The 21110-nt window shown below is 64.3% G+C and carries 21 protein-coding genes; 19 read left to right on the forward strand and 2 right to left on the reverse strand.

What is annotated here, in order from left to right; translation table 11 throughout:
• The first annotated feature begins 52 nt into the window (after positions 1-52).
• The 9 genes from CK221_RS04755 (at position 53) to CK221_RS04795 (ending at position 8546) form a co-directional block, all read left to right on the forward strand.
• Positions 53-1084, forward strand: a complete 1032-nt coding sequence (locus CK221_RS04755; RefSeq protein ID WP_095777088.1) for a LacI family DNA-binding transcriptional regulator — start codon at positions 53-55, stop codon at positions 1082-1084.
• A gap of 369 nt (positions 1085-1453) precedes the next feature.
• Positions 1454-2395, forward strand: coding sequence for a sugar ABC transporter substrate-binding protein (locus CK221_RS04760; protein ID WP_067002877.1), 942 nt, complete (start codon positions 1454-1456; stop codon positions 2393-2395).
• A gap of 180 nt (positions 2396-2575) precedes the next feature.
• Positions 2576-3652: an ABC transporter permease gene (locus tag CK221_RS04765; protein ID WP_067323903.1), complete on the forward strand. Its 1077-nt coding sequence runs from the start codon at positions 2576-2578 to the stop codon at positions 3650-3652.
• Positions 3653-3654: 2 nt separating this feature from the next.
• On the forward strand, positions 3655-4425 hold the full coding sequence (locus tag CK221_RS04770; RefSeq protein WP_095777089.1) for an ATP-binding cassette domain-containing protein: 771 nt from the start codon (positions 3655-3657) through the stop codon (positions 4423-4425).
• Positions 4426-4508: 83 nt separating this feature from the next.
• The gene (iolG, locus tag CK221_RS04775) at positions 4509-5501 is read left to right on the forward strand and encodes an inositol 2-dehydrogenase (RefSeq protein WP_095776896.1); all 993 of its coding nucleotides are present in this window, start codon (positions 4509-4511) and stop codon (positions 5499-5501) included.
• Positions 5502-5532: 31 nt separating this feature from the next.
• Positions 5533-6327, forward strand: a complete 795-nt coding sequence (locus CK221_RS04780; RefSeq protein ID WP_067002874.1) for an SDR family oxidoreductase — start codon at positions 5533-5535, stop codon at positions 6325-6327.
• Positions 6328-6482: 155 nt separating this feature from the next.
• Positions 6483-6749 carry a type II toxin-antitoxin system Phd/YefM family antitoxin gene (locus CK221_RS04785; protein WP_095776897.1) on the forward strand — a complete coding sequence of 89 codons (267 nt, stop codon included), beginning with the start codon at positions 6483-6485 and terminating at the stop codon, positions 6747-6749.
• On the forward strand, positions 6746-7168 hold the full coding sequence (locus CK221_RS04790; RefSeq protein ID WP_095776898.1) for a type II toxin-antitoxin system VapC family toxin: 423 nt from the start codon (positions 6746-6748) through the stop codon (positions 7166-7168). Before CK221_RS04785 ends, CK221_RS04790 begins: the two co-directional genes overlap by 4 nt.
• Before the next feature lie 286 nt (positions 7169-7454).
• A complete protein-coding gene (locus tag CK221_RS04795) occupies positions 7455-8546 on the forward strand; it encodes a 3-deoxy-7-phosphoheptulonate synthase (RefSeq protein WP_095776899.1) in 1092 nt (363 codons plus the stop codon).
• A 21-nt stretch (positions 8547-8567) separates the two neighbouring features.
• On the opposite strand, the gene CK221_RS04800 is transcribed toward CK221_RS04795, so the two are convergent.
• Positions 8568-9203 carry a LysE family translocator gene (locus CK221_RS04800; RefSeq protein WP_095776900.1) on the reverse strand — a complete coding sequence of 212 codons (636 nt, stop codon included), beginning with the start codon at positions 9201-9203 and terminating at the stop codon, positions 8568-8570.
• A 126-nt stretch (positions 9204-9329) separates the two neighbouring features.
• Here CK221_RS04800 and CK221_RS04805 point away from each other — a divergent pair, with 126 nt between their 5' ends.
• Positions 9330-10031 carry a YafY family protein gene (locus tag CK221_RS04805; RefSeq protein ID WP_095776901.1) on the forward strand — a complete coding sequence of 234 codons (702 nt, stop codon included), beginning with the start codon at positions 9330-9332 and terminating at the stop codon, positions 10029-10031.
• 12 nt (positions 10032-10043) lie between these two features.
• Here the strand turns inward: CK221_RS04805 and CK221_RS04810 are convergent, their stop codons facing one another.
• Positions 10044-11153: a Gfo/Idh/MocA family oxidoreductase gene (locus CK221_RS04810; RefSeq protein ID WP_095776902.1), complete on the reverse strand. Its 1110-nt coding sequence runs from the start codon at positions 11151-11153 to the stop codon at positions 10044-10046.
• A 158-nt stretch (positions 11154-11311) separates the two neighbouring features.
• Here CK221_RS04810 and CK221_RS04815 point away from each other — a divergent pair, with 158 nt between their 5' ends.
• From CK221_RS04815 to phnN, 9 genes are all read left to right on the forward strand, one after another.
• Positions 11312-12157: a MurR/RpiR family transcriptional regulator gene (locus CK221_RS04815; protein ID WP_179294461.1), complete on the forward strand. Its 846-nt coding sequence runs from the start codon at positions 11312-11314 to the stop codon at positions 12155-12157.
• Positions 12158-12312: 155 nt separating this feature from the next.
• Positions 12313-14247 carry a 5-dehydro-2-deoxygluconokinase gene (iolC, locus tag CK221_RS04820; RefSeq protein ID WP_095776904.1) on the forward strand — a complete coding sequence of 645 codons (1935 nt, stop codon included), beginning with the start codon at positions 12313-12315 and terminating at the stop codon, positions 14245-14247.
• A gap of 51 nt (positions 14248-14298) precedes the next feature.
• A complete protein-coding gene (gene iolD, locus CK221_RS04825) occupies positions 14299-16149 on the forward strand; it encodes a 3D-(3,5/4)-trihydroxycyclohexane-1,2-dione acylhydrolase (decyclizing) (protein ID WP_095776905.1) in 1851 nt (616 codons plus the stop codon).
• A 175-nt stretch (positions 16150-16324) separates the two neighbouring features.
• Positions 16325-17239 (forward strand): myo-inosose-2 dehydratase, encoded by a 915-nt coding sequence (iolE, locus tag CK221_RS04830; RefSeq protein ID WP_095776906.1) that lies wholly within the window; start codon positions 16325-16327, stop codon positions 17237-17239.
• A 63-nt stretch (positions 17240-17302) separates the two neighbouring features.
• Positions 17303-17515, forward strand: coding sequence for a hypothetical protein (locus CK221_RS04835; protein WP_067003268.1), 213 nt, complete (start codon positions 17303-17305; stop codon positions 17513-17515).
• Between the two features lie 13 nt (positions 17516-17528).
• The gene (gene iolB, locus CK221_RS04840; protein WP_095776907.1) at positions 17529-18341 is read left to right on the forward strand and encodes a 5-deoxy-glucuronate isomerase; all 813 of its coding nucleotides are present in this window, start codon (positions 17529-17531) and stop codon (positions 18339-18341) included.
• Between the two features lie 150 nt (positions 18342-18491).
• Positions 18492-19199 carry a DUF1045 domain-containing protein gene (locus tag CK221_RS04845; RefSeq protein ID WP_095776908.1) on the forward strand — a complete coding sequence of 236 codons (708 nt, stop codon included), beginning with the start codon at positions 18492-18494 and terminating at the stop codon, positions 19197-19199.
• 30 nt (positions 19200-19229) lie between these two features.
• Positions 19230-20369, forward strand: coding sequence for an alpha-D-ribose 1-methylphosphonate 5-triphosphate diphosphatase (locus CK221_RS04850; protein WP_095776909.1), 1140 nt, complete (start codon positions 19230-19232; stop codon positions 20367-20369).
• Positions 20366-20992: a phosphonate metabolism protein/1,5-bisphosphokinase (PRPP-forming) PhnN gene (gene phnN, locus CK221_RS04855; RefSeq protein ID WP_067002849.1), complete on the forward strand. Its 627-nt coding sequence runs from the start codon at positions 20366-20368 to the stop codon at positions 20990-20992. The genes CK221_RS04850 and phnN overlap by 4 nt, the downstream gene beginning before the upstream one ends.
• The last annotated feature ends 118 nt before the right edge of the window (positions 20993-21110 follow it).

Below are 21110 nucleotides of genomic sequence, written 5' to 3' on the forward strand. Positions count from 1 at the left end.
CATTTTCTATCAGATTCGGCTAATCTGAGTCGGGCAAGCGATGGAGCACCTCATGGCAAAGCGGCCGACAATCACCGATCTCGCGCGCGTTTCAGGCTTCAGCGTCGCCACGGTCGACCGGGTGTTGAACAATCGCCTGCCGGTGCGCGAGGAGACGGCGCGTCGCGTCTACGACGCGGCGACCGACATCGGCTATCACGCCGCCGGCCTGATCAGGCAGCGCATGCGCCAGGAGTTGCCCGAATATCGTCTCGGCTTCCTGCTGCTACGCGGCAATGACGTTTTCTACGGCGATTTCGCCCGCGAGCTGGAGCTTGCGGTCTCGCAATCGCAACGTTTCCGGGGCACTGCGACGATCGACTTCGCCGCTTCGCTGGCGCCCGATGAGATCGCCGCCCAGATGCGCAAGCTGGCGGCGAAATCCAGGGCCATCGCCGTGGTCGGTCCGGACCATCCCACCCTGACGGCGGTGGTCGAGGCGCTGAAGGCGCGAGGGCAGCCGGTCTTTTCGCTGCTCTCCGACTTCGCCGCCGGCATCCGTGAAGGCTATGTCGGGCTCGACAACCGCAAGGTCGGACGCACCGCGGCCTGGATGATCGCCAAGGCCGCCAGCAAGCCAGGCAAGGTCGCGCTTTTCGTCGGCAGCCACCGTTTTCATGGTCACGAGCTGCGCGAGATCGGCTTCCGCTCCTATTTTCGCGAGCATGCGCCGGATTTCACTGTGATGGAGACGCTGGTCAACCTGGAGGCCAACCAGGTGACGCATGATGCGATGCTCGAGCTTCTGGCTCGGCATCCCGACCTTGCCGGCTGCTACGTCGCTGGCGGCGGCATGGAGGGCGCGGTCGCGGCGTTGAGGGCGGCGAAGCCGGCGCATATGCCGGTGGTCGTCTGCAACGAGATCAATGCGGAGTCGCGCGCGGCACTTGCCGACAACATCCTCACCATGGTGATCTCGACCCCGCTGGCGGCGCTCTGCCGCGAGCTTGTCGGCCTGATGGCGCATGCCATCGAGACCGGCGCCGCCAATGCGCCCGGCCAGACTTTTCTCCCCTTCGACATCTATCTGCCGGAAAACATCTAAGCCGTCTCCCGTCGGAATGATGTGATCCATCAGGCTGATGGAATTCTTTCGCGCCGTGAAATCGCCCGGGGATTCCGCCGCAGAACGTTTGCATGCCCGGCCGCGAGGGCGCTGCACGCTTGTCTTCATCGAAAAACCGGCACGCCCATTTCGAATCTCCCTTGACGGCTGCAAGCGAAATGGAATAAATATTTCACCAACTGGGTATTTTGGTTCTTTCGTTCCGGAACGTCTGTTTCAAACAGAGGACCAGGCGTTCCATTATGCGAGGAAAACGCCGCCGGAAGGGCCATGGGAGAGATTCCCCGGTAACATCGGGGATTCCGGTTCAATCGGTGCAGCCGGACACCAAGTGGAGGAGAAACTAAAATGAAGAAACTGCTTTTGGGCGTCGCGCTTTCGGCGCTGATGTGTTCGTCCGCCTTCGCCGCCAAGATCGGCGTCTCGATGGCTCTTTTCGACGACAATTTCCTGACCGTGCTGCGCAACGGCATGATCGCCCAGGCCAAGGGCATGGACGGCGTCGAACTGCAGGTCGAGGACGCGCAGAACGACGTGGCCAAGCAGCTCGACCAGATCAAGAACTTCGCCGCTTCCGGCGTCGACGCGATCATCGTCAACCCGGTCGACACTTCGGCCACCCAGGCGATGTCGGATGCGGCGGCCGCGGCCAAGATCCCGCTGGTCTATGTCAACCGCGAGCCGGTCAATGTCGACAAGCTGCCCGACAACCAGGCTTTCGTCGCGTCCAATGAGGCCGAGTCCGGCACGCTCGAGACCAAGGAAATCTGCCGCCTGTTCAAGGAAGCCGGCAAGAAGGAAGCCAATGTCTATGTGATCATGGGCGAGCTTTCCAATCAGGCGGCGGTGCAGCGCACCAAGGATATCGATGAAGTGATTGCCACGCCGGACTGCAACTTCATCAAGATCATCGACAAGCAGACCTCGAACTGGAAGCGTGACGAAGCGCAGAACCTGATGACCAACTGGCTGTCGTCCGGCAAGCCGTTCGACGGCGTCATCGCCAACAATGACGAAAGCGCCATCGGCGCCATCCAGGCGATGAAGGCCGCCAATATCGACATGAAGTCGGTCGTGGTCGGCGGCGTCGACGCAACCCAGGACGCGCTGGCCGCGATGCAGGCGGGCGATCTCGACGTCACGGTCTTCCAGGATGCGGCTGGCCAAGGCGCGGGCGCGCTCGATGCGGCGCTGAAGCTCTCCAAGGGCGAGAAGGTGGAGCGCAAGGTCTACATCCCCTTCCAGCTCGTGACGCCGGCGAACATCGACAAGTTCCTGAAGAAGAACTGACGCCGCGCCAACGCAATTCCAGGAAGTTTTCCATACGGACTTGCGTGAGGACAAACCCTGGAGCGGCGCTCCGACGCATCGAGTTGGCTGAAATCGGCTGCAGACAGAGCAGCGTCGCTCCCTTCCTTCTCCCGCCCGACCGGGCGGGAGAGCGGGCGCGGTCATTCGGAGGAAGAAGACGTGTCACAGACATCGCATGGCATTGGCGGGCTGAGCTATGACGCCAAGAAGCGCCCCTGGCCTGCCGAGTTCAACGTGTTTCTGGCGCTGGTCATCCTGGTCGGCGCATTCGAGCTGATCGGCCGCGTCTTCCTCGGCGACAGCTTCCTCTTCAACACCCGCGATAACGTCGATGCTATCTTCAACGAGCAGCGGCTGCAGATCATCATCCTGCAGGTGTCGATCGTCGGCATCATAGCCATCGGCGTCACGCAGGTCATCATCTGCGGCGGCATCGACCTGTCCTCGGGCTCGATCGTAGGCGCCACCGCCATGATCGCCATGAGTTTCGCGCAGGTTGCGACCGTCAACGGCAATCCCAACCCGAAGGCGATGTTCATTGACTACGGATGGACCGACCTGCCGGTCATCGTGCCGCTTCTGGTCGCGATCGGCTGCGGGCTGATTGCCGGCCTGATCAACGGCGCCCTGATCGCCTACACCCGCATTCCGCCGTTCATCGCCACGCTCGGCATGATGGTCACGGCGCGCGGCATCGCCAAATGGTGGTCGAAGGGCCAACCGATCTCGTTCCCGACCGACAGCTTCGCGGCCATCGGCAAGGGGCTGATGCCGGTCATCATCTTCATTTCACTGGCGATCCTGTTCCAGCTCGTCCTGAGCTACACCCGATACGGCAAGCATTGTTACGCCATTGGCTCCAACGAGGACGCCGCGCGCATGTCCGGCATCAAGATCGCCAACCACAAGGTGCTGGTCTATGTGATTGCCGGCATCCTCGCCTCGATCGCCGCGGTGGTGCTTTCCTCCAAGAACCTCACCGCCCAGGCCGGCATGGGCGTGATGTACGAGCTCGACGCCATCGCCATGGCGGTCATCGGCGGCGTCTCGCTCTCGGGCGGCCGCGGGTCTATCATAGGCACGGTGATCGGCTCGCTGATCTTCGGCGTTATCATTTCCGGCTTCACCTTCCTGCGCCTCGACGCCTACTACCAGGAGATGGTCAAGGGCGTGATCATTGTCGGCGCAGTCGTTCTCGATCAATGGCGCCAGCGCCGCCGGGCGATAGGAGCTTGACCATGTCCGATATCGTTCTGAAGACCGAAAACCTCACCAAGCATTATGGCGGCGTTCACGCGCTGCAGGAGGCGAATTTCGAGCTGCGCAAGGGCGAGCATGTCGCCATCATGGGCGACAACGGCGCCGGCAAGTCGACCTTCGTGCGCCAGATCACCGGCGTCGAGCAGCGCACCGACGGCAATATCTGGTTCGACGGCAAGGAAGTGAACTTCGCCGGCCCGATCGAGGCGCGCGAGGCCGGCATCGAGACCGTGTTCCAGAACCTGGCTCTGGCCGACGACCTCGACGTGCCGTCAAACCTCTTCCTCGGCCGGGAGAAGGTGCTTTTCAACCTCGGCCCCTTCTCGATTCTCGACCGCAAGGCGATGCGCAGGGCGACGGAGGCGGCGCTGATCCGCACCGCGGTGAAGATCCCGAACCTTTCCAGCACCATCCGCCACATGTCGGGCGGCCAGCGCCAATGCGTGGCGATCGCCAGGACCGCAACCTTCGCCTCCAAGCTGATCATCATGGACGAGCCGACCGCAGCGCTCGGCGTGCAGGAAACGGCGCAGGTCGAGAACATCATCCGCACGCTGAAGGAGAACGGCGAGCCGCTGATCCTGATCAGCCACAACATGCGCCAGGTCTTCGACCTGGTCGACCGCATCGTCGTCTTCCGGCGCGGCCGCATCGTCGCCAATTTGCGCAAGCAGGACACCGACGGCAACGACATCGTCGCTTACATCACCGGCGCCAAGACCGGGCAGGCGGAGCTTCAGGCCGCCTGACCAGGCGCCACGACGGGACCAGACCAAATCGTCCGCGCCGGCCGGCGCGGACACGTTTTAGAGCCACCCTCAAAGGACATTCCATGACTCTCCGCTTCGCTCTTCTCGGCGCCGGCCGTATCGGCAAGGTGCATGCCCGCGCCGTAGCCTCAAACCCGCAGGCCAAGCTGGTGGCCGTGGCGGACGCCTTCGAGAAAGCGGCGACGGAGCTTGCCTCCGCCTATGGGGCCGAGGTGCGCAGCTGCGACGCCATCGAGCAGGCCAAGGACATCGACGCCGTCATCATCTGCACGCCGACCGACACTCACGCCGACCTCATCGAGCGCTTCGCCAGGGCCGGCAAGGCGATCTTCTGCGAGAAGCCGATCGACCTCGACGTCAAGCGCGTCGAGCAGTGCCTGGCCGTGGTCGACAAGGCCGGCGCTACGCTGATGGTCGGCTTCAACCGCCGCTTCGACCCGCATTTCGCCGCCGTCCGCAAGGCGATCGACGACGGCGCCATCGGCGATGTCGAGATGGTCACCATCACCTCGCGCGATCCGGGCGCGCCGCCGCTCGACTACATCGCGCGATCCGGCGGCATTTTTCGCGATATGACCATCCATGATTTCGACATGGCGCGCTTCCTGCTCGGCGAAGAGCCGGTGGCGGTCAGCGCGCACGCCTCGGTGCTGGTCGACAAGAAGATCGGCGAAGCGGGCGATTTCGATTCCGTCAGCGTCATTCTGGAAACGGCGTCCGGCAAGCAGGCCGTCATCTCCAACTCGCGCCGCGCCACCTATGGCTACGACCAGCGCATCGAGGCGCACGGCTCGAAGGGCATGGTTGCGGCCGAGAATCAGCGGCCGGTGTCGATCGAGCTCGCCAATGACAAGGGCTACACCCGCCCGCCGCTGCACGATTTCTTCATGACCCGCTATATCGACGCCTACGCCAACGAGATCGCTTCCTTCATCGCCGCCGCGACTGCCGGCAAGAAGGCGGCGCCGAGCGGCAAGGACGGGCTGGTCGCCTTGAAGTTGGCGGATGCGGCCTTGGAGTCTGCCAAGACGGGCAAGACCGTCCGCGTCGCCTGAAGGTTTTGAAATCGATTACAGGAGCAGAGCGATGAACGGTCTAGCCGGTCGCAATTCAGAAACGCGCGCCATCGTCACCGGCGGCGCGCAGGGCATCGGCTTCGCCGTGGCGGAAGCCTTGGCCGACGAGGGTTGCCGCGCGCTGGCGCTGGTCGGCCGCTCGCAGGAGAAGGGCGACAAGGCGGTCGCAGCGCTCAAGAAAAACGGTGTCGACGCCATCTTCATCAGCGCCGATGTCGCCAAGGTCGCCGACTGCAAGCGCGCCGTCGCAACGGCGCTCGCGCATTTCGGCACCTTGAACGCGCTGGTCAACGCCGCCGCCACTTCGGCCCGCGGCTCGTTGGTCGAGACATCGGAAGAGCTTTTCGATCAGATCTTCGACACCAATGTGCGCGGCCCCTTTTTCCTGATGCAGGGCCTCGTCGCGCATCTCCTGGAGCGCAGGGCGCCGGGCTCGATCGTCAACGTGCTGTCGATGTCGGCGCATGCCGGCCAGTCCTTCCTGACGCCCTATTCGACCAGCAAGGGCGCGCTGATGACGCTGACCAAGAATGTCGCCAGCTCCTACCGGAAAAACCGCATTCGCTGCAACGCGGTGCTGCCCGGCTGGATGGACACCGAGGGCGAGGCGATCGTGCAGAAGAAGTGGCACGATGCGCCGGACGACTGGCTGGAAAAGGCCGAGGCCGCGCAGCCGATGGGTCAGCTGGTGAAGCCGGCGCAGCTCGCCCGGCTGATCACCTACATGCTCAGCCCGCAGGCCGGCGTCATGACCGGCTCGCTGGTCGATTATGATCAAAACATAGCTGGCGTGATCGGGGAGTAGTGACAACGAGCAGCTTACGCCAGAAGCAGGCCAGCTATGGGTGCAGATGTGATCAGCCTCGTGCGCCCAAAGGTATCCGGCCCCTGAGAGCCCCTGTTGCCGCAGCATCGCTATTCCGGTATAGTCAAGATGGTCAGAATAGTCATGAGATTGAGATGCTGCCCGGACCCAAAGAAGATACGAGCTGGACGGTCGCTGGGGCAAAGGCCCGGCTCTCGGAGGTAATAGATCGGGCGCAATCTTCGCCTCAGACGATCACCCGTAACGGCAAACCAAGCGTTGTCGTCGTGTCCGCAGAGGAATGGCGGCGGAAGACCGCCCGCAAAGGAACGCTTGCGGAGTTCCTCCTGGAGTCGCCGCTGCGCGGCGCCGATCTCGACCTTGAGCGTCAAGCCGACGAACCGCGTGATCAGCCGCTTTGAGGCTTCTGCTCGATACCAATGTCCTGTCAGAGGTGACGAGGCCGGCGCCGGATGTAGGCGTTCTAAAGTGGCTGGACGGGCTTGATGAGGATCGATCATTCATCAGCGTCGTGTCGATCGCCGAGATCCGGCGCGGCGTTTCCCTCATGGATGAGGGCCGCAAACGAGAGGCACTGGCCGAATGGCTCGCTCGAGATTTGCCGCAGCGCTTCGAGCAAAGGGTTTTGCCGGTGGACGAAGCCGTTGCCTTGGCCTGGGGCGACCTGATGGGCCTTGCCAAGCGCCGCGGTCGCGGTCTGTCGTCGATGGACGGTCTGATCGCCGCCACCGCGATTGCGAAGCAGCTCACCTTGGCAACGCGTAATTCGAAGGATTTCGAAGGCTTTGCAATCGAACTTTTCGATCCATGGTCTGCATGAACCGTGAACCGCTGCATGATGCTCTCTTTTTTCCCGAGGCCACGGAGCACGGCGCAAACCAAGCAAATGCTTAGCTTCATGAGGACGTGACAAGCGCCTCGGCATCGACTATATGAGCCGCATGATCCACCTGACCGCCTCGTTTTGGTACTTTAGCTACGGTAGCTCGCTGGCGGCGGGAGGATTGCGCTCGATCTGAAGATTGCAGCATCTAATCCGAAAAGCCGCCAGACCTGGCGGCTTTTTCGTTTCAGCCGGCAGGTCTCCTAACCAGGAGCAGAAAGCCGTGTTGACCACCACAGACGACCTACGGGTCAAGGAACTCAAAGTCCTGAGCACGCCGGACGACGTGATGCGCGAGATACCGCGCTCGCTCACGGCGACGCGCACCGTTGCCGCCTCGCGCAACGCCATCCATTCCATCCTGACCGGGGCCGACGATCGACTGGTCGTCATCGTCGGCCCTTGTTCCATCCACGATCCGGTCGCCGCCGTGGACTACGCCAGCCGTCTGGCGGCGCTGCGCGAGGCCCTGGCCGACCGGCTCGAGATCGTCATGCGCGTCTATTTCGAGAAGCCGCGCACCACGGTCGGCTGGAAGGGCCTGATCAACGATCCCGATCTCGACGGCAGCTTCAACATCGACAAAGGCTTGCGGATGGCGCGCAACGTGCTTTCCGCCGTCAACAATCTCGGCCTGCCGGCGGCGACGGAATTCCTCGACATGACGACGCCGCAATACATCGCCGACCTCGTCGCCTGGGGCGCCATCGGCGCGCGCACGACCGAAAGCCAGATCCACCGCGAGCTGGCGTCGGGCCTCTCTTGCCCGGTCGGCTTCAAGAACGGCACCGACGGCAATCTGAGAATCGCCGGCGAGGCGGTGAAGTCGGCGGCGCAGCCGCATCATTTCATGGCGGTGACCAAGGGCGGCCGCAGCGCGATCGCGGCGACGACCGGCAACGAAGACTGCCATGTCATTCTGCGTGGCGGCGTGGCGCCGAACTACGACGCGGCAAGCGTCGACGCGGCCGCCGCGGAGCTCGGGCGCATCGGCATCGCGCCGCGCCTGATGATCGATGTCAGCCACGCCAACAGCGGCAAGAAGCCGGAGAACCAGCCGAAAGTCGCGCACGACGTGGCGGGCCAGGTCGCAGCGGGCGACGAGCGCATCATCGGAGTCATGATCGAGAGCAATCTCGTCGCCGGCCGTCAGGACGTCGTGCCCAGCAAGCAGCTCACCTACGGCCAGAGCATCACCGACGGCTGCATCGATTGGGCGACCACCGAAACGCTGCTGCACGGACTTGCCGGCGCCGTCGAGTGGCGCCGGTCGGTGAAGCGCGAACTGCTCGCCACCCGTCAGGGCGCCGCCTGACAACCCTGGCGAGGGCGGCGTTCACGCCGCCCTCAGCCCTTCCCATGCGGTGAATACCGAGACCGCGAATAGAAGCAGCCCGGCCGCACGGCCGGCAATGACCGTTGCCCGCGGATTGCCGACCAGAAGCGCCCGGCTGCGCCCGGCGGTGATGGCGAGGCCGCCGTAGATTCCTGCTTGTGTGACGACAGTCAGCAGTCCCATGATGGTCGCCTGCATCCAGATCGGACCGTAAACCGGCTTCAGGAACTGCGGATAGACGGCAAGGATAAACAGATAGGCCTTGGGGTTGATCAGGCAGGTGACCAATCCCTGGCGAAAGGCTTTCCAGGCGGAGCGGCTGCCGGCGGGCCCGTCATCGCTGACGGTGATCGAGCTGCGCATCAGCGAAATTCCGATATAGGCCATGTAAGCGGCGCCGGCGATCAGCAGCGGTTTGAACAGGACCGGCACGAAATGAATCAGCAGCCCGACGCCGATCGCCCCGTTCAACGTATGCACTACGCCGCCGAGCATAATGCCGCCGGTCGCCGCCAGCCCCCTGTCGCGCCCCCCGGTCAGCGCATTGGCCAGCACGAACAGCATGTCCATGCCTGGAACGGCGATGATGCCGAACAGCAGGATGAAGAATAGCCAGAGATTTTCCGTGTAACTCATGTCAGTTGCCTGTCGCCGCACCCCGCAGGACGCTAACGAATCTGTTGATTTTCAAGCGTGTAAGCGGCCCTATAGATCACCCCAACTGACGGGGATGTGTCAGTTGCGTTCGGAGCCGTTGAGGAAATGCGCAAGGCCTCGCGCCTGTTCGAGATCATCCAGATCCTGCGGCTGGCCAGGCAGCCGGTGACCGCGGCGACGATCGCCGAGCGGTTGGAAGTGACGGTGCGCTCGGTCTATCGCGACATCGCGGCACTGCAGGCGATGCGCGTGCCGATCGAGGGCGGGCGCGGCATCGGCTATATCCTGCGCCCCGGCTTCGACCTGCCGCCGCTGATGTTTTCGATCGAGGAGATGGAGGCGATCGTGCTCTCGCTGGCGCTGCTCGCACGCACCGGCGACGACGAGCTCAAGCAGGCGGCAAAGCGCGTCGGCGCCAAGATCGCCGGCGCGGTGCCGCCGCCCTTGCGCCAGACGCTCGACGCCAACGCTCTTCATGCCTGGGGTTTTTCGCCTGCGGCCGCGGCGGTCGATCTGGCGCTGGTGCGCCGCGCCATCCGCGACGAGGAGAAGCTCGACCTCGCCTACCGCGACGAAGCCGGCCGCGACACACAGCGTATCGTCCGTCCGATCGCGCTGATCTACTACGCCGAGACCGCCAACATCGTCGCTTGGTGCGAACTGCGCCAGGCCATCCGCAATTTCCGCAGCGACCGCATCGAGGATTGCCAGCCGACCGGCCTATGGTTCAAAGGCGAAGGCGATCAACTGCGGCAGGTTTGGGTGGACGGCTGGGAGATCAATGCAGCAGCCGCCGCCGGCACCTGAAGGGGAGCCGGCTCACCTCACTTCCACCCAGTGCTGTTCCTGGAACGATCGCGCCATGGCGTGCACCGTGCGCTCGATCTCCAGCCCTTCGTCGAAGTCGATGGTCCGCGCCGGCTTGCCGGCGATCCGCATCAAAAGCTCGCGGCACTCGATCATCTTGAGGTCGTTGAAGCCGAGGCCGTGGCCGGGCGCCGGCACGAAGGAATCGTAGGGCTTGTGGTGCGGCGCCAGCAGGATCGTGCGGTAGCCCTGCTCGGTCGGCCGGTCGGCGGTCAGATAAAGTTGGAACTCGTTCATTCGCTCCTGGTCGTAGAGGATCGAGCCTTTCGAGCCGAAGATCTGGAGGGCGATACGGCCCTTGCGGCCCCAGGCCGAGCGGTTGACCAGCAGCGTACCGGCGACACCGTTCTCCAGATGCATCAGCACACTGGCGATATCGTAGGTCTCGACCGCACGGCGGCCGCCGGAGGCGACGCGCCGGTCGGCATAGGGTTTCGCCATGTCGCACATGACGCGAGCGACGCGGCCGAACAGCACTTTGATCAGCGACAGCGGATGCACCGCGAAATCGTCGAGCGCGCCATAACCGGAAGCCGCCTCATGCTTCCAGAAGAACAGCGCCTCGGGATCGGCCATGAAATCCTCGTCCATCTCGATGCGCACGAGATTGACATCGCCGATGATCTTTTCCTCGAGCAGCGCGCCGATGTGGCGGATGGCCGGGTTCTGAATGTAGTTGTAGCCGAGCACGGCAGCCTTGCCGGATTTGGTCGCTGCCTTCGCCATCGCCTCGGCCTCGGCAAAACTCGGTGCCATCGGCTTCTCGCACCACAGGTGCTTGCCGGCTTCGAGGATGGCGATCGCCATTTCCGGATGGAACTGGTTGGGCGTGGTCAGCGACACGACATCGACCTCCGGATCGTTGACGACGGCACGCCAGTCGCCCGAGCCTCGAGTGAAGCCGAACTCGGCCGCTTTGCGCTTTGCAAGCTCGTCATTGACCTCACCCAGATGCACCAGCCTCGCCTTCTCGACATCGGGAAAGACGGTGCCGACCGCGTTCCAGGCAATGGCGTGGCACTTGCCCATGAAGCCCGTGCCGATGAGGCCCACTCCGACCATGTCGATTGTCTCCGCTGAAGGGGAAGAATTCGCATGGATGAATTAATCCATTTCAGCTGAGAATGGAACGTCCAAATCATTTTTTATGGTGTTCTTGCGCGAAACCGCTATGATGAGGCAGGAGAGGGAACACCAGCATGGCCGTGGGCGGAGCGACGATGGACGGACGGGTGCCTCGCGATTTCGAGACCTTGCGCACGACGATCCTGGAGCGGCGCACCAGTCTGCCCAAGCGCATCGCGCAGATCGCCGCCTATGCGCTGGACAATCCCGACGACATCGCCTTCGGCACGGCGGCGAGTATCGCGGCTTCCGCCGGCGTCCAGCCCTCGACGTTGATCCGCTTCGCCCAGCAGCTCGGCTTCGATGGTTTCACTAGCCTGCAGCAGGTGTTTCGCGAGCGGCTGCGCGAACGCAATTCCTCCTATGACGAGCGGTTGGCGGCACTGCGCGCCAAGGCCGAGGAAGGCGCTGGACACCGGGCGATCTTCGACGGCTTCGTGGCTGCCGCCAGCACCTCGCTCAGCGACATTTCGCGCGCGCTGAACGATGCGCATTTCGAACAGGCGATCACGCTGCTGGCAAAGGCGGAGACAATCTATGTGCTAGCCAAGCGCCGCTCCTATCCGGTCGCCTCCTACATCGCCTACGCGCTTGGCAAGCTCAAGATCCGCAACCAACTGATCGAGTCGGCCGCGGGCTTGAACGCCGAGATGATTGGCTTCGCCACGCCGCGCGACGCCGTCATCGCCATCAGCTTCTCGCCTTACGCGCCCGCGACCATCGAGGAGACGCGCTCGATCGCCGAGCAGGGCGTGCCTATCGTCGCCATCACCGACAGCTCGTTCTCGCCGCTCGCCCAATTCGCCAAGGTCTGGTTCGAGGTGGCCGAAGCCGATTTCGGCGGCTTCCGCTCTTTGTCGGCGACGATGGCGCTCGCCATGGCGCTGACCGTTGCCGTCGGCGAGAAGCGGCGCGACGCCGGCCGCAGGCGCAAGGCCTGAGCGGCCCCGAACGGGCGTTTTTCCATCAGGGAACACTCATTCCATATTGACTATGGATTGGAATTATTATTTCATATTGACGGTGTCACGCCGCCGTTCGCGCGTGCTGCCCAAAACGACGCTGCTCTGCACAACAAGGCCGATGGGAGGTTCGAATGGGCGAAGCCGTGGAAGCGAAATATCCGCCGCTCGACGTCATCACGATCGGCCGCGCCTCTGTCGATCTCTACGGCCAGCAGATCGGCTCGCGTCTGGAGGACATAACCTCCTTCGCCAAGTCGGTCGGCGGCTGCCCGGCCAATATCTCCGTCGGCACGGCAAGGCTCGGCCTGCGCTCGGCGCTGCTCACTCGCGTCGGCGACGAGCAGATGGGCCGCTTCATCCGCGAGCAGCTCAGGCGTGAGGGCGTCTCGGTCGACGGCCTGAAGACCGACAAGGAACGGCTGACGGCGCTGGTGCTGCTTTCCGTCGAGGACGAAGGCGTCTCGCCGATGATTTTTTATCGTTCGGATTGCGCCGATATGGCGCTCGCCGAAGAGGACATCGACGAGGCTTTCATCGCCTCGGCGCGCGCCGTGGTCGTCACCGGCACCCATTTCTCGCGTCCCAACTCGGATGCTGCACAGCGCAAGGCGATCCGTTTGATGAAGGCCAAGGGCGGCAAGGTCGTGTTCGACATCGACTACCGCCCGAACCTCTGGGGGCTCGCCGGCCATGCCGAGGGCTTCGAGCGCTACGTCAAGTCGGACCGGGTCTCGGCGCAGCTGAAGACGGTGCTGCCCGATTGCGACCTCATCGTCGGCACCGAGGAGGAAATCATGATCGCCTCCGGCGCCGACGATTGTCTGAGCGCGCTTAAGACGATCCGCACGCTGTCGGCCGCTACCATCGTGCTCAAGCGCGGTGCCAAAGGCTGCATCGTCTATGACGGGCCGATCAGCGACGACCTCGAGGACGGCGTCGTCGGCGAGGGCTTCCCGATCGAGATTTACAACGTGCTCGGCGCCGGCGACGCCTTCATGTCGGGCTTCCTGCGCGGCTGGCTCGGCGGCGAAAGCTTTGCCACGGCGGCGACCTGGGCCAATGCCTGCGGCGCCTTCGCCGTGTCGCGCCTGCTATGCGCGCCGGAATATCCCACCTTCGAGGAGCTGCAGTTCTTTCTGAAGCAGGGCAGCAAGCACTTGGCGCTGCGCAAGGACGAGGCGATCAACCACATCCACTGGGCGACGACGCGCCGGCGCGACATCCCTTCGCTGATGGCGCTCGCTTGCGACCACCGCGTCCAGCTGGAAGATGTCGCGGCCAGGGTCGGTGCAGATGTCTCGCGCATCCCCGACTTCAAGGTGCTCACCGTCAAGGCGGCGGCCAAGGTCGCCGCCGGTCGCGACGGCTACGGCATGCTGATCGATGAGAAATACGGCCGCGATGCCATGTTCGAGTTCGCCCGCCATCCCTTTGCCTGGTTAGGTCGGCCGGTCGAGCTGCCCGGATCGCGGCCGCTGCGCTTCGAGTTTTCGCAGGACATCGGCTCGCAGCTCACCGAATGGCCGGTCGACCATTGCATCAAGTGCCTCTGCTTCTATCATCCGGATGATCCGGAGGCGCTGAAGACAGAGCAGCAGCAAAAACTGCGGACCCTGTTCGAGGCGGCGCGGAAAGTCGGCAGGGAACTGCTCGTCGAGATCATCGCCGGCAAGCACGGCACGCTCGACGACACCACCATTCCGCGCGCCCTTGAAGAACTCTATGCGCTGGGCATCAAGCCCGACTGGTGGAAGCTCGAGCCGCAGGCCTCGGCAGGCGCCTGGGCCAGGATAGAGCAGGTGATCGTCAAGAATGATCCGTGGTGCCGCGGCGTCGTGCTGCTCGGTCTGGAGGCGCCGCAGGACGAGCTGGTCGCCGCCTTTGCCGCCACCGCCAATGCGCCGATCGTCAAGGGATTTGCCGTCGGTCGCACCATCTTTGTCAATGCCGCCGAACAATGGCTGGCCGGCAAGATCTCGGATGACGACGCTGTCGCCGACATGGCCTCGCGCTTCGAGCAATTGACCGAGGCATGGCTTGCAGCGCGCGGCCGCAAAGCAGCATAAGAAGAACGGGCAGCATATTAGGCGGCACAGGGAAAGCCGGAGGAAACGACTATGACCAAGACCGTTCGCCTGACGATGGCGCAGGCGCTGACCCGCTTTCTCAGCTGCCAGATGACCGAGATCGACGGCAAGAAGGCGCCGATCTTCGGCGGCGTCTGGGCGATCTTCGGCCACGGCAATGTCGCCGGCATCGGCGAGGCGCTCTACCAGGTCCGCGACGAGCTGCCGACCTTCCGCGCCCATAACGAGCAGGCGATGGCGCATGCGGCGATTGCTTACGGCAAGGCGAATTTCCGCCGCCGCTTCATGGCCGCGACCACCTCGATCGGCCCCGGCGCGCTCAACATGGTGACGGCTGCGGCGCTCGCTCACGTCAATCGGCTGCCGGTGCTGCTGCTTCCCGGCGATGTCTTCGCCAACCGCTTGCCCGACCCGGTGCTGCAGCAGGCCGAAGATTTCTCCGACGGCACGGCGAGCGTCAACGACTGCTTCCGCCCCGTCTCGCGCTATTTCGACCGCATCACGCGGCCGGAGCAGATCATCCCGGCGCTGAACCGCGCCATGCAGGTCTTGACCGATCCCGCCGAATGCGGCCCGGTCACGCTTTCGCTCTGCCAGGACGTGCAGGCGGAGGCTTATGATTATCCGGAAAGCCTGTTTGCCGAGCGCGTCTGGACGCCGCGCCGGCTGCGCCCGGATCGCAACGAACTGGCCGTCGCCGTGGCGGCCCTGAAGAACGCCAAGAAGCCGCTGGTGATCGCCGGCGGCGGCGTCCTCTATTCGCAGGCTTCCGGAGAGCTGGCCAAGCTGGTGCAGGGCGCCGGCATTCCGGTTTGCGAGACCCAAGGCGGCAAATCCTCGCTGCCCGACGATCATCCGCTCAACATGGCGGCCGTCGGCGTCACCGGCACATCAGCGGCCAACCGGCTGGCGGAAGAGGCCGATGTGGTTCTTGCCGTCGGCACCAGGCTGCAGGACTTCACCACCGGCTCCTGGGCGCTGTTCAAGAATGCCGGCCGCACCATCATCGGGCTCAATACCCAGGTCTTCGATGCCGGCAAGCACTGGGCGCTGCCGCTGGTTGCCGACGCCACCGAAGGGCTCGCCGAGCTTTCCGCCGCGCTGAAGGGCTGGAAGGCGCCGACCGCCTGGACCGACAATGCGCTGAAGGGCAAGACGGAATGGCAGGCTGCCGCCGCCAAGGTGACGGCCTCGACCAACGCCGCCTATCCCTCCGACGCGCAGGTGATCGGCGCCGTGCAGCGCGCGAAGGGCTCGGGCGTCACGCTTTTGCATGCCGCCGGCGGGCTGCCGGGCGAATTGCACAAGCTCTGGCAAGCGGGCGCGCCCGGTTCCTATCACGCCGAATACGGCTTCTCGACCATGGGCTACGAGATCGCCGGCGGGCTCGGCGTCAAGATGGCGAAACCCGACCAGGAAGTCGTCGTCATGCTCGGCGACGGCTCCTATCTGATGCTCAATTCCGAGATCGCGACGTCGGTGATGCTCGGCCTGAAGCTCACCATCGTGTTGCTCGACAATCGCGGCTATGGCTGCATCAACCGGCTGCAGATGGCGACCGGCGGCGCCAACTTCAACAATCTCTTGAAGGACGCTCGCCATGAGGTGATGCCCGACGTCGACTTCGCCGCCCATGCGGCAAGCCTAGGTGCCGTCGCCGAGAAAGTGGCCTCGATTGCTGAACTCGAAACGGCGCTCGCCAAGGCGAAGGGCAACGACAAGACCACCGTGCTGGTCATCGACACCGATCCGCTGGTGTCGACCGAGGCCGGCGGCCACTGGTGGGATGTTGCCGTGCCGGAAGTCTCGTCGCGGCCGCAGGTGAACGCCGCGCGCAAGGCGTATGACGAGAAAAAGCTCATGCGGAGCTTAGGTGATTGAAGCTGGCGCTGTTCCTCACCCTTGCCCTCTCCCCGTGAAGAACGGGGAGCAGGGGGCCGCCACCGCTGAAGCCTGTCCCTTCTCCCCGTCATTTCCAGGGAGAAGGTGCCGGCAGGCGGATGAGAGGGCAGCGCCGATGAGCGAAAGTTGAACGATCCAAACCTGGAGTGACGACTTGAAAGCCAAACTGGGCATGTCTCCCATCGCGTGGTGGAACGACGATCTCATGGAATTGAGCGATGATGTGTCGCTGGAGGAGTGTTTGCGCCAGTCGCGCTCGGCCGGCTTCACCGGCATGGAGATGGGCCGCCGCTTCCCCAACGATCCGAAGGTGATGCTGCCGATCCTGAAAGAGGCCGACGTCACGCTCTGCGGCGGCTGGTTCTCCGGCACGCTGGTCGATGAGGACATGTCGAAGAACAAGGATCGCATCCAGCCGATGATCGACTTGTTCAAGGCGGTCAACGCGCCTTGCATCGTCTATGGCGAGGTCGGCCGCTCCATCCAGGGCGACCGCTCCAAGCCTCTTGCCACCAAGCCACGGCTTTCCGGCGACGAGATGAAGGCCTATGGCCGACGCGTCACCGAATTCGGCGAATGGTGCGCCGACCAGGGTATGCCGCTTTCCTACCATCATCACATGGCGGCCGTGGTCGAGACCGAGCCGGAACTCGATTCCTTCATGCATCATTCCGGCGAGGGCATCCCGCTGCTGCTCGATGCCGGCCATCTCGCCTTCGCCGGCGGCGATGTGTTGCGCGCCATCGACAACCACCACAAGCGCATCAACCACGTCCATGTGAAGGACGTGCGCATGAACGTGATCGACGGGCTCGACCGCACGAAGCAGTCCTTCCTCGATGCCGTCGCGCTCGGCGCCTTCACCGTGCCCGGCGACGGCTCGCTCGATTTCGGCGCGATCGTCCAGCGCTTCGCCGACTACGGCTATGAAGGCTGGTTCGTGGTCGAGGCCGAGCAGGATCCGAAAAAGAACCCGCCGCTGAGGATGGCTGAGGTCGGCCACAAGGAGCTGATGCGGGTGATGACGGCCGCCGGTTATACGGTGGAGACGCAGGGCTTCCCGGCGTAAACGGTGGATTCGTCCGGCCGCTCGGTCTATCTGATGCGTTTGGACAAGTCCCGGATTGGCGCGATGAAAGACTATGAGCACCCCTTCTTCCGACCGCTGTGGCGGCGCATTGCCGTCGTTGCCGTCTGCCTAATCTGGTCGGTGATCGAATTCGCCTCCGGCACGCCGTTCTGGGGTGTAATCGCGCTCGGCTTCGCCGGTTACGCGGTGTGGCAGTTCTTCTACCTCTACAAGCCGGCCGAGGAGCCCAAGCCTCCGGCCGAGCCGAAGGAATGATCCAGGAGACAAAATGTCGAAACTGCTCGTCAAGGCCGACAAGGGCCACGGCCACGTCGCCCACGTCACCCCGCAAAGCGCGGGCTGGACTTACGTGGGTTTCGATCTCCACCGCTTGCGGCCGGGCGAGACGGCCGCCGGCAAGACGGGCGAGCGCGAGGTCTGCCTGGTGTTCGTCACCGGCAAGGGCCAGGCTGCGGCCGGCGGCAAGGATCTCGGCCTGCTCGGCGAGCGCATGTCGCCCTTCGAAGGCAAGCCCTGGTCGGTCTATGTGCCGCAAGGCTCCGACTGGGCAGTGACCGCCGACACCGAGCTGGAGCTTGCCGTCTGCTCGGCGCCCGGTCTTGGCGGCAGCCTGCCCGCTCGCGTCATTGCGCCCGACGATCTCGGTCAGGAAGTGCGCGGCAAGGGCACCAACACCCGCTACGTCACCAACATCCTGCCCGAGGGCAAGCCGGCCGACTCGCTGCTGGTGGTCGAGGTCATCACGCCCGGCGGCCATACCTCCAGCTATCCGCCGCACAAACACGACCAGGACAATCTGCCGGCCGAGTCCTATCTCGAGGAGACCTATTATCACCGCCTCAACCCGCCGCAGGGTTTCGCCTTCCAGCGCGTCTACACCGACGCCGACAGAAATGGCGTGCGCGACCTGGACGAGGCGATGGCGATCGAGGACGGCGATGTCGTGCTGGTGCCCAAAGGCTACCACCCGTGTGCGGCCTGCCACGGCTATGATCTCTATTATCTCAACGTCATGGCCGGCCCGAAGCGGACATGGAAATTCCACAACGCCGCCGAGCATGAGTGGCTGATGAAGGCGTGAGATTTTTCATAGCCCTCAACCTGTTGGTCCAGTTCGGGAAAATCGTCGGCTAAGGACCGCCGGAGCCTGGGTTGCCTTCGAAAACCCATGAAAGCTTCGTCAATCCGTCATGGAAATCACCTATGGCAGCGGGTCTGACGAGGATTTTCGATGCGCTATGCCATTTACTTTACCCCGAGGCAGGATGAGCCGCTGGCGCGGATCGCCGCCAACTGGCTGGGGCGCGACCCGTTCGGCGCGCCGACTCGGCCGGTTGAGGGTGTGGGTGCCCTGTCGGCGGCGGAAGTTGCCTTCCACACCGCCTCGGCTCGGCGCTACGGCTTCCACGCGACGCTGAAGGCGCCGTTCCGGCTGGCGCCCAGCGAATCGGAAGCCTCGCTGCGGGCGGCGCTCGACGATTTCGCCGAGGTCACGCCGCCAGTCGTCATCCCGCGTTTGGTCGTCGGCCAGATCGACGGCTTTTTCGCGCTGGTGCCGGAAAGTCCTTTCGAGCCGCTCAACAGTTTCGCCGGCGAGGTCGTGCGCGCTTTCGACCGCTTCCGCGCGCCGCTGACCGAGGCCGAGATCGAGCGCCGCAGTCCAGACTCGCTGAAGCCGGATGAGTTCCGCAACCTCTGCCAGTGGGGTTATCCCTACGTCTTCGAGACATTCCGCTTCCACATGACGCTCTCCGGACGCGTCGGGCCACAGGAAAGCCCGCGCCTTCGCGCTGCAATCGACAGCCTGTTCGCGGATGTGCTGCAGCGTCCGGTGCCGGTGGATACGCTGACGCTGTTCGTCGAAACCGAACCGGGCGCGCCCTTCATGGTGCTCTCGCACCACGTGCTTGGACGCCGCCCGGCCAGAAAAACCGCCTGATGTCCGCCCGCCTGAGATAGGACTGCTGAAATGACCGCCGAGACCGTTTTGAACAATGCCCGCATCGTGCTGCCCGACGAGATCGTCGCGGGCTCGCTGCTGCTGCGCGATGGGCTGATCGCCGCGATCGAGCCGGGTGCGGCCCGCACCGGCGAGGACATGGGCGGCGACTACATCATCCCAGGTCTCGTCGAACTGCACACCGATCACCTCGAAGGCCATTACGCGCCGCGTCCGAAAGTGCGCTGGAACCCGATCGCCGCCGTGCTCGCCCACGATGCGCAGGTGGCGACCGCCGGCATCACCACGGTGCTCGACGCCTTGCGTGTCGGCATGGACGAGGATGCCGACCTGAAGTCCGACGACGTGCGCAAGCTCGCCGATGCGATCGAGGACAGCGTGCGCCAGGATCGGCTCAGGGCCGACCACTTCATCCATCTGCGCTGCGAGGTCTCGGCGCCGGATTGCCTCGAGGCCTTCGCCAATTTCGAGACCGACCACAGGGTGAAGCTCGCCTCGCTGATGGACCATGCGCCGGGCCAGCGCCAGTTCGTCGATCTCGAGACCTACGCCTATTATTACCAGCGCAAGCTGAAGCTCACCGACCGCGACTTCCAGAAATTCTGCGAGAAGCGTATGGCGGAATCGGCCAAGAATTCCGGGCCGAACCGCGTCTTCATTTCCGCCGCCTGCCGCGAGCGCGGCATCGTGCTTGCCAGCCACGACGATGCGACAGCCGGCCATGTCGACGAGGCGGTGGAGCAGGGCGTGCGCGTTGCCGAATTCCCGACCACCGAGGAGGCGGCGAGGGCCTCGAAGGCGGCAGGCCTCGGAGTGCTGATGGGCGCGCCCAACGTCATGCGCGGCTCCTCGCATTCGGGCAATGTGTCGGCGCGCTCGCTTGCCGGCGACGGTTTGCTCGACATCCTGTCGTCCGACTATATCCCCTTCAGCCTGATTCAGTCCGCCTTCTTCCTCGGCGATGTCGTGGAAGGCATTTCGCTGCCGCAGGCGGTCGCCATGGTCTCAAAGAACCCGGCGGAAGCGGTCGGCCTTAGCGATCGCGGTGTCATCGAGCCCGGCCGGCGCGCCGACCTCGTGCGCGTGCGCGTCGACCAGCATGTGCCGGTCGTGCGCAACGTCTGGCGTCAGGGCAGGCGCGTCGCATGATGGTTTCTGCGCTGATCGAACGAGAGCTCACCGAGACCCTTCCGATCCGCAACGGCGTCTTCGTCGCGGTGGTCGGGCCGAGCGGCGCCGGCAAGGACACGGTGATCGGCTACGCCAGGGCGCATTTTGCCGGCGAGACGCGGCTGGAGTTCGTCCGCCGCGTCATCACCCGTCCGAGCGACTCCGCCAGCGAGGACCACGATACGCTGGCCGACGCCGCCTTCGCCGAGGCGGAAGCGGACGGCGCCTTCGCCATCTGCTGGGACGCGCATGGCCTGCGCTATGGCCTGCCGGCCGATGTCGATTGGGCGATCGCCAATGGTCATGTCGCGGTGGCCAACGTCTCCCGTGCCGTCATCCCGGCGCTGCGTGAGCGCTATGCCAACCTGGCGGTGGTCGAGATCACCGCTGCGCCGGAGATCCTCGCCGAGCGGCTGGCGGCGCGCGGCCGTGAATCGCGCGGCGAAGTGCTGGCGCGTCTGGCGCGCAGCACCAGCGTGACGCTTTCCGGACCGGACGTCACCTCCATCGACAACAGCGGCGCCAGGGAGATCGCCGGCGAGCGCTTCGCCGACGTGCTGCGCAAGGCGATGGCGTTCTCGGACCTTTCGGACATGATCTGACGGGGTGATGCCGGCTTGCGAGTGGGAGGTTGAGCCGAGACTTGTTGATGTCGGCGCCAACGTCCAAAAAATGTGTGCAGCACGCGAAGTTGAAATTTGCGCCGCTGCCTGCCGAGAT

The sequence above is a fragment of the Mesorhizobium sp. WSM3868 genome (assembly GCF_002294785.1).
Taxonomy (GTDB): domain Bacteria; phylum Pseudomonadota; class Alphaproteobacteria; order Rhizobiales; family Rhizobiaceae; genus Mesorhizobium.

What these genes read in the sequence shown, in the direction of transcription:
- CK221_RS04755 (WP_095777088.1), top strand. Translation starts at nt 53, where the DNA reads ATGGCAAAGCGGCCGACAATCACCGATCTCGCGCGCGTTTCAGGCTTC.
- CK221_RS04760 (WP_067002877.1), top strand. Translation starts at nt 1,454, where the DNA reads ATGAAGAAACTGCTTTTGGGCGTCGCGCTTTCGGCGCTGATGTGTTCG.
- CK221_RS04770 (WP_095777089.1), top strand. Translation starts at nt 3,655, where the DNA reads ATGTCCGATATCGTTCTGAAGACCGAAAACCTCACCAAGCATTATGGC.
- iolG (WP_095776896.1), top strand. Translation starts at nt 4,509, where the DNA reads ATGACTCTCCGCTTCGCTCTTCTCGGCGCCGGCCGTATCGGCAAGGTG.
- CK221_RS04780 (WP_067002874.1), top strand. Translation starts at nt 5,533, where the DNA reads ATGAACGGTCTAGCCGGTCGCAATTCAGAAACGCGCGCCATCGTCACC.
- CK221_RS04785 (WP_095776897.1), top strand. Translation starts at nt 6,483, where the DNA reads ATGCTGCCCGGACCCAAAGAAGATACGAGCTGGACGGTCGCTGGGGCA.
- CK221_RS04800 (WP_095776900.1), bottom strand. Translation starts at nt 9,203, where the DNA reads ATGAGTTACACGGAAAATCTCTGGCTATTCTTCATCCTGCTGTTCGGC.
- CK221_RS04805 (WP_095776901.1), top strand. Translation starts at nt 9,330, where the DNA reads ATGCGCAAGGCCTCGCGCCTGTTCGAGATCATCCAGATCCTGCGGCTG.
- CK221_RS04810 (WP_095776902.1), bottom strand. Translation starts at nt 11,153, where the DNA reads ATGGTCGGAGTGGGCCTCATCGGCACGGGCTTCATGGGCAAGTGCCAC.
- CK221_RS04815 (WP_179294461.1), top strand. Translation starts at nt 11,312, where the DNA reads ATGGACGGACGGGTGCCTCGCGATTTCGAGACCTTGCGCACGACGATC.
- iolC (WP_095776904.1), top strand. Translation starts at nt 12,313, where the DNA reads ATGGGCGAAGCCGTGGAAGCGAAATATCCGCCGCTCGACGTCATCACG.
- iolD (WP_095776905.1), top strand. Translation starts at nt 14,299, where the DNA reads ATGACCAAGACCGTTCGCCTGACGATGGCGCAGGCGCTGACCCGCTTT.
- CK221_RS04835 (WP_067003268.1), top strand. Translation starts at nt 17,303, where the DNA reads ATGAAAGACTATGAGCACCCCTTCTTCCGACCGCTGTGGCGGCGCATT.
- iolB (WP_095776907.1), top strand. Translation starts at nt 17,529, where the DNA reads ATGTCGAAACTGCTCGTCAAGGCCGACAAGGGCCACGGCCACGTCGCC.
- CK221_RS04845 (WP_095776908.1), top strand. Translation starts at nt 18,492, where the DNA reads ATGCGCTATGCCATTTACTTTACCCCGAGGCAGGATGAGCCGCTGGCG.
- CK221_RS04850 (WP_095776909.1), top strand. Translation starts at nt 19,230, where the DNA reads ATGACCGCCGAGACCGTTTTGAACAATGCCCGCATCGTGCTGCCCGAC.
- phnN (WP_067002849.1), top strand. Translation starts at nt 20,366, where the DNA reads ATGATGGTTTCTGCGCTGATCGAACGAGAGCTCACCGAGACCCTTCCG.